Here is a 6,909-nt window from a genome sequence, read left to right on the forward strand (position 1 = left end):
CCGCATCATCAGCTTGGAAGGCTGAGGTAATAGCCATTATACGATGCCCGCAACACGTAACTCTTCGAGCTATTTCCTAAAGAATATGGTGGAGGGGGACGGATTCGAACCATCGAAGGCAGTGCCGGCAGATTTACAGTCTGCTCCCTTTGGCCACTCGGGAACCCCTCCAAATTTTTATCTATTTCTCGCTCTCTAAAGGAGATGCATAGAGAAATGGTGCCGACTACCGGAATCGAACTGGTGACCTACTGATTACAAGTCAGTTGCTCTACCTACTGAGCTAAGTCGGCATAAGTGGTGCGCATTCTATTGAATGATTTTCTACCTTGCAATAGCAAATCCAAAAAAAAATGCCAAATTGGATACTTTCTGCTTTTTTGTTGAAAAATCGAGCAAATTGTCGGGCAAATCACGCGAATATCGATCATCTCGTTTGCAATCTAAGTCCGTTGTTGTAATGTCGCTGCTCGCATCTTCAACTCAGGTTAGGACGACACATGACTCCCTATCTCTCTTTTACCCGACAGCAGTGGGCAGAATTACGCAATTCTGTGCCCATGACGTTGTCTGAAGAGGATTTGCGGGAGCTGCAAGGCGTGAACGAAAGCCTGACGATGGAAGAAGCTGTTGAGATTTATCTGCCCCTAGCGCGATTGCTTAATCTCTATGTCGCCGCTCGGCAAAGTCGCAATACCGTCCTGAACAATTTCTTGGGCAACCAAGAGAGTGCTCCACCTTTTATTATTGGGATTGCCGGTAGTGTGGCGGTCGGCAAAAGCACCACCGCTCGTTTACTCCAAGCACTGCTGTCACGTTGGGATAACCATCAAAAAGTCGAGCTGGTGACCACCGATGGCTTTCTTTACCCTAAGCGCGTACTCGATGAACGTGGCATTATGCACCGTAAAGGCTTTCCTGAATCTTACGATATCAAGCGTTTGGTACAATTCGTCTCAGACGTCAAAGCCGCCAAGCCCAACTTGGAAGTGCCGGTCTACTCTCACATCACCTATGACATCACCGATGAAGTCAAAGTGGTGGATAGACCTGATGTGCTGATTATAGAGGGGCTCAATGTGTTACAAAGTGGGATGGATTACCCACACGATCCTCATCGTGTGTTTGTCTCCGACTTCTTAGACTTCTCCCTCTATGTCGATGCCAACAGTGAGGTGATTGAGCAGTGGTATATTGAGCGTTTTCTAAAATTTCGCTCCGGCGCCTTCACTAAACCGGGGTCTTACTTCAGCCACTACACCCAGTTGTCGAAACAGCAGGCGATAGATAAGGCAAAGGAGATCTGGCATTCCATCAATGGTATTAACCTGCGCAACAACATCTTACCCACTCGCGAGCGGGCGCAGCTGATCCTAAAAAAAGGACTCAACCACAAAGTGGAAGAAGTCCTTCTTCGTAAATAGCCTAGGGTGATAAAAACTCTCTTACTATAGAACAGCTGATTATTCTGGCTGCGGGCCGAAACGATTCTCGCCTTCTGTGCCTTTAAAGAAGCCGCACTCGACCAAAATCCACACTCCGCAAATCATCGCGACGACCGAAATGGCGGTTTGCAGCGCCGCCGGTTGAGCAACTTGCCCAGGGTCACCCACTGGCATCGTCATACGTCCGATAACAAGTGGAACATTCAGTAACAGCCACCAACTGGATTTGTCTCTGTCATGCCAACGCTTGGCGGTGATGGCTAAGTCAGGAATCAACACGATGACAAGGAACACCGGCAGGATGAGATGGGCCGTCGCTGGAATAACCGCGTTGAGTGTCGCAGCGAAGCTTACAATCACTAGGTAGTAAACCACATTCCACAGCCAATAAACCTTACGACCAATGCGGCCTTGAAATGAAAACAGCAGTGCTTTAATTGACATCGTATTCCCTAATGGTTAATTGATGATTTTTTGAAAACAGCTCGGGTCCATATCGCGAATATTAACGGTTAAGCTACGCACGTGTCCCGCTTGTTGTTGCAACACCGCCATTAATTGACGAGATAAATCACGCTTCTGTTCCTCAGTTCTTCCCGCCAACAGCTCGAAGCCAATATGAATAAAATCGCTACTGTCACCTTCATCCCCAAGCAGCCAATGATGGCAGCGCAATGCGCGAGACTTGACGGATAAGGTGTCGAACAGGCCTGATTGTAAAACCACGAAATGCAAATCCTCGAGTAATCCTTGCACATTAACACGCTCATCCACAGAGTTGGAGTATTCCATAACTAGGTTTGGCATCGATGTTGTTCCCTTTTTAGTGCGCTGGTTGGATAGGTATACGCCACTATTATCAATTTCTGTACTTATTTCGCACTCGATGCCAGCGATTCTGTCTACGGGATCACTGCCAGAGCGGTCAGTTATGCTAAATCCATGCGCAAGGCAGTCGGCAAAAGGTTTACAAACCCAATAAGACATGACGGTAATCATGATCTGGACCATTTAATCTGTTATATTCCTACCCAGATTTTTTACATTAATGAACGTTCTACGTTAAAAAGAGAGGGAGTATTCCTATGCGTCGTCCTGTAGTGATGGGTAACTGGAAATTGAATGGCAGCAAAGCAATGGTCACTGAGCTGCTAACGGGTCTAAACGCTGAGCTTGAAGGCGTCGAAGGTGTCGACGTAGCCGTTGCGCCACCAGCACTTTACATCGACCTTGCTGAGCGTGTCATCGCAGAAGGCGGTAACAAGATTATCCTGGGTGCACAAAACACTGACCTCAACAACAGCGGTGCCTTCACAGGTGACATGTCGCCAGAAATGCTGAAAGATTTCGGTGCTTCTCACATCATCATCGGCCACTCCGAGCGTCGTGAATACCACAACGAATCTGACGAGTTCATCGCAAAGAAATTCAACTTCCTAAAAGAAAACGGTCTAACCCCTGTTTTCTGTATCGGTGAATCTGAAGCGCAAAACGAAGCGGGCGAAACGGAAGCCGTCTGTGCTCGTCAAATCAATGCAGTGATCGACACTTACGGTGTTGAAGCGCTAAACGGCGCCATCATCGCATACGAGCCAATTTGGGCTATCGGTACAGGCAAAGCAGCGACGGCAGAAGATGCACAACGCATTCACGCTTCTATCCGCGCACTTATCGCGGCAAAAGACGAAGCGGTTGCTGCGCAAGTGATCATCCAGTACGGCGGTTCTGTGAAGCCAGAAAACGCAGAAGCGTACTTCTCACAGCCAGACATCGATGGTGCTCTCGTTGGCGGCGCTTCTCTTGACGCGAAGAGCTTTGCAGCGATTGCAAAAGCGGCGGCGGCAGCAAAAGCTTAATCCAATCCTTTATGGACATAGACAAAGGTCAGCTTGCGCTGGCCTTTTTTGTTGCCGCGGTACAAAACCCAAAGCCGGCCCAAATATGTACGCCTCACACCATCTCAACGATGGGGGTTGGTCGTCATAGAGCAGATAAAGTATGCTACGCTTTTCCGCCCGTGAGAGTTGACGTCCTCGATGCAAGATAAACATGGCCTGTTAACGGGTCACATTCCCGACGTTTTGCGCCAAATGACCGTGCCGATGACCTTTGGCATGATCGCTATTTTGATGTTCAATCTGGTCGATACGTTTTTTATCTCTCTGCTCGGTACCCAAGCGCTGGCAGCGGTCAGCTATACCTTTCCTGTCACCTTTGCCGTCAACTGCATCACTATGGGCATAGGAATGGGCATCTCCACCAACATTGCTCGTCTACTTGGCCAAGGCCATACCAACGATGCAGCGCGATTTTCGACCCACGGTTTACTGTTGGCAGTCACCTTAGTGTCGTTGGCGTCCATCTGTGGATTACTGACGATTGAACCGCTCTTTCTACTGCTGGGCGCTGAGCCAGATTTGCTTCCCCTTATCGACCAATACATGGCGATTTGGTATTTAACCATACCGCTGCTCGTCATTCCGATGGCGGGAAACAGCGCGATTCGCGCTACGGGGGATACCAAAACCCCGGCTAAAATCATGATGCTGGCCGGCGTGATTAATGGCGTGCTCGATCCTTTAATGATTTTTGGTTACGGCCCGTTTCCTGCACTCGGGATTCAAGGCGCGGCGATCGCAAGCGCTCTTAGTTGGGCGGGGGCACTGTTAGGCTCCTTGTACGTGCTCACGCGGCGCGAGAAGTTGCTCGCCAAACCAGACCTCACCACCCTTCGCAGTGATTGCCAATCCATTCTAAAAATCGGCACGCCGGCGGCGCTGTCAAATGCCATGACACCGCTCTCAGGTGCGATTCTGATGATACTGCTTTCGACGCACGGCACCAGTGCCGTAGCGGCCTACGGTGCAGCGCAGCGGGTGGAGTCGATTCTTATCTTGGTGCTGATGTCGCTCACCTCTGCCCTGACTCCGTTTATGGCTCAGAACTTGGGCGCGAAAAATCCGCAGCGCGGCTTCGCCGGTTTGTTCCTCACCATGCGCTTTGCACTGATTTTCCAATTGGGGATTTTTGTCATGATGGTGCCGCTGAGCATACCCATCTCCTCTCTGTTTTCTCAAGAGCAAGCGGTCAGAGATCTGTTGTGGCACTACTTACTCGTTGTGCCCTTTAGCTACGGGTTTCAAGGAATGTTAATGATGCTGGTCTCAGGGCTGAATGCGCTGCATGAACCGCTTAAAGCGTTTCAGTGGAGCTTTATGCGTCTGTTCATTTTCACCCTACCCTGTGCCTGGGTTGGCAGTCTTTGGTATGACATTGAAGGACTGTTTATCGGCATTGCCGTTGGCAATGTCATCGGCGGTGTACTCGCCTACCCCTACGCGCTCAAACTGCGCAGCGCTCACTTGTCTGCACCGCGACACCCGTAAAACGTTCAAAATGAGTCAGGATTTAAAGGAAAGTAAGGCCTAGAAACGAACACACCAGCCGAAGCTGGTGTGGTGAGAAGCTGGTGTGGTGATTTAGAGCGTCTCATCGACGACATCGGTCTCATCGACGTCTAAATCTATATCAAGTGGCTCTTGGGAGAGGATCACGCCTGTGTTGTCGGCATAAAGGTAGTCTTCGGGTAAGAAGGTCACGCCACCGAAGTTGACGGCCACTTCCGTTTCACCCACGCCTTGTGAGCTCGCACCAACCGGAATCGAGGCCAAGGCTTGAATACCAATGCTCATGTCTTCTAACTCATCGACTTCACGTACGCAGCCATAGACAACAATGCCTTCCCACTCGTTCTCTTCAGCAAGAGAAGCGAGCTCAGCATCAATGAGCGCACGTCTTAGCGAACCGCCACCATCGACCAACAGCACACGGCCTAAGCCGTCTTGTTCGAGCACTTCACGAATCAGCCCGTTGTCTTCAAAACACTTCACCGTTGTGATTTGGCCAGCGAATGACGCACTGCCGCCAAAGTTGCTGAACATGGGCTCGACCACATCGACCTGATCCATATAAACATCACACAAAGCGGACGTATTGTATTCCATGAGTTACCTTCCCAAACCGTTGGTTGACTCACTCGAGTATATCCGGTCATTAAGTCATTGCAATGACAAGGCGCAATAATACAAGCTCTTGTGAAGGTGATCAGACTCTCATCAGTGTTTGCACGACGACCACGCCAGCAAACAGCAGGTTAGTCAGCAAGGAGCATTTAACAATCACCGGCATCATCGGCGCAATCTGAGCGGGTTTATTCGCCAACCAGACCGCTCGGCCATGTTTAAACACCACCAGTACACTGAGCAAAAACGGCAAGCTGACCCACATTGGTTCTGGTTGATGAAGTAAGTAGAGCGCAAAGGCTAACAGAGAGAAGCCCAGCAAGAAAAAGTGATAATGCTTCGCACGTTGTTGGCCCAAGCGCACTGCAACCGTACGCTTTCCGCACTCTTGATCGTTCTCGATATCGCGCATGTTGTTGATATTCAGTACCGCAACCGCCAACAACCCGCAGCCTATCGCCGGAAGAATCAATGACACTTGGACAACACCAGTGTGAAGAAAATAGGTCCCGGCCACACCGAGCAAACCAAAAAAGAGAAACACAGAGACATCGCCGAGCCCGACGTAGCCATAAGGCTTCGACCCCACCGTATACGCTATAGCAGCGATGATCGCCAGTACCCCTAAGCCGACAAAGGCCAAGATGCTTTGCACACTCTCTAAGGCGTAGAAGACCAAAACCAGCCCGGACAATATCGTCATGATGACATTGATGACGATCGCTTGCTTCATGTCTTGGGTCGTGACCGCGCCCGACTGGATGGCGCGCATCGGGCCAAGACGTTTGTCGTTATCGGTGCCCTTGACGGCATCACCGTAATCATTGGCGAGGTTGGAGAGAATTTGCAATAAGGTCGCCGTCGCAAACGCCAACAGCGCGATCGATAGAGAAAACTCATGATGAGAGTACGCTAGCACGCTACCGGTCAAAATCGACACCAGCGCCAGCGGCAGCGTTTTTGGCCGAGCCGCACCCAACCAAATTTGCAAAGACGCTTTCATAAACCAGAACCTTTGATCTCTATATCACTAACAAACTCGGGCTATTGTGACACTTTGCCGCAGCCGAAAAAACAAAAAAGGCCACGATGTGGCCTTTTTCTCACGCTATCACGCATCGGGTGATTATTTTACGCGACCCACGTACTCGCCTGAGCGCGTGTCGACTTTAATCACTTCACCGATAGAGATAAACAGAGGTACACGAACCACAGCACCGGTTGATAGCGTAGCAGGCTTACCACCGGTACCCTGTGTATCACCTTTTAGGCCAGGGTCAGTGTCTGTCACTTCAAGCTCAACGAAGTTAGGTGGCGTTACAACGATAGGGTTACCGTTCCACAGCGTCAGCATACAGGTGTTGTTTTCCACCAACCATTTTGCGCTCTCGCCCACAGCTTTCGCATCCGCCGCGATCTGCTCAAACGTTTCCGCATTCATA

The 6,909-nt window shown here is 50.2% G+C and carries 7 protein-coding genes, 2 tRNA genes and 1 pseudogene; 3 read left to right on the forward strand and 7 right to left on the reverse strand.

Going from position 1 to position 6,909, the window contains the following annotated elements:
- Positions 1-86: 86 nt before the first annotated feature.
- Together AC6R1O_RS10505 and AC6R1O_RS10510 are read right to left on the reverse strand one after the other, a co-directional pair.
- Positions 87-171, reverse strand: a tRNA-Tyr gene (locus tag AC6R1O_RS10505).
- 46 nt (positions 172-217) lie between these two features.
- Positions 218-293 (reverse strand) — tRNA-Thr (locus AC6R1O_RS10510).
- Between the two features lie 207 nt (positions 294-500).
- Between AC6R1O_RS10510 and coaA the strand changes: the two genes are divergently transcribed.
- Complete coding sequence (gene coaA, locus AC6R1O_RS10515) at positions 501-1,424, forward strand: type I pantothenate kinase (RefSeq protein WP_500625634.1); 924 nt, start codon at positions 501-503, stop codon at positions 1,422-1,424.
- A 39-nt stretch (positions 1,425-1,463) separates the two neighbouring features.
- Here the strand turns inward: coaA and AC6R1O_RS10520 are convergent, their stop codons facing one another.
- Both AC6R1O_RS10520 and AC6R1O_RS10525 read right to left on the reverse strand, forming a co-directional pair.
- Positions 1,464-1,889, reverse strand: coding sequence for a DUF805 domain-containing protein (locus tag AC6R1O_RS10520; RefSeq protein WP_500631028.1), 426 nt, complete (start codon positions 1,887-1,889; stop codon positions 1,464-1,466).
- Between the two features lie 15 nt (positions 1,890-1,904).
- Positions 1,905-2,252, reverse strand: coding sequence for a 5-carboxymethyl-2-hydroxymuconate Delta-isomerase (locus AC6R1O_RS10525; protein WP_334555628.1), 348 nt, complete (start codon positions 2,250-2,252; stop codon positions 1,905-1,907).
- A 278-nt stretch (positions 2,253-2,530) separates the two neighbouring features.
- Here AC6R1O_RS10525 and tpiA point away from each other — a divergent pair, with 278 nt between their 5' ends.
- Positions 2,531-3,301, forward strand: a complete 771-nt coding sequence (tpiA, locus tag AC6R1O_RS10530; RefSeq protein WP_010445251.1) for a triose-phosphate isomerase — start codon at positions 2,531-2,533, stop codon at positions 3,299-3,301.
- A 180-nt stretch (positions 3,302-3,481) separates the two neighbouring features.
- Entirely contained in the window at positions 3,482-4,831 is a 1,350-nt protein-coding gene (locus AC6R1O_RS10535) for an MATE family efflux transporter (RefSeq protein ID WP_500656968.1), read from the forward strand.
- A gap of 93 nt (positions 4,832-4,924) precedes the next feature.
- Here the strand turns inward: AC6R1O_RS10535 and rraA are convergent, their stop codons facing one another.
- The 3 genes and pseudogenes from rraA to AC6R1O_RS10550 all read right to left on the reverse strand — a co-directional run.
- Entirely contained in the window at positions 4,925-5,449 is a 525-nt protein-coding gene (gene rraA / locus AC6R1O_RS10540; protein WP_334555630.1) for a ribonuclease E activity regulator RraA, read from the reverse strand.
- 100 nt (positions 5,450-5,549) lie between these two features.
- A complete protein-coding gene (locus tag AC6R1O_RS10545; RefSeq protein WP_500633104.1) occupies positions 5,550-6,470 on the reverse strand; it encodes a 1,4-dihydroxy-2-naphthoate polyprenyltransferase in 921 nt (306 codons plus the stop codon).
- 123 nt (positions 6,471-6,593) lie between these two features.
- Positions 6,594-6,909 (reverse strand): annotated as a pseudogene (locus AC6R1O_RS10550) (elongation factor P); the annotation flags it as partial.

This window comes from Vibrio sp. R11-SG3-ISO3-SZ, from assembly GCF_059834345.1.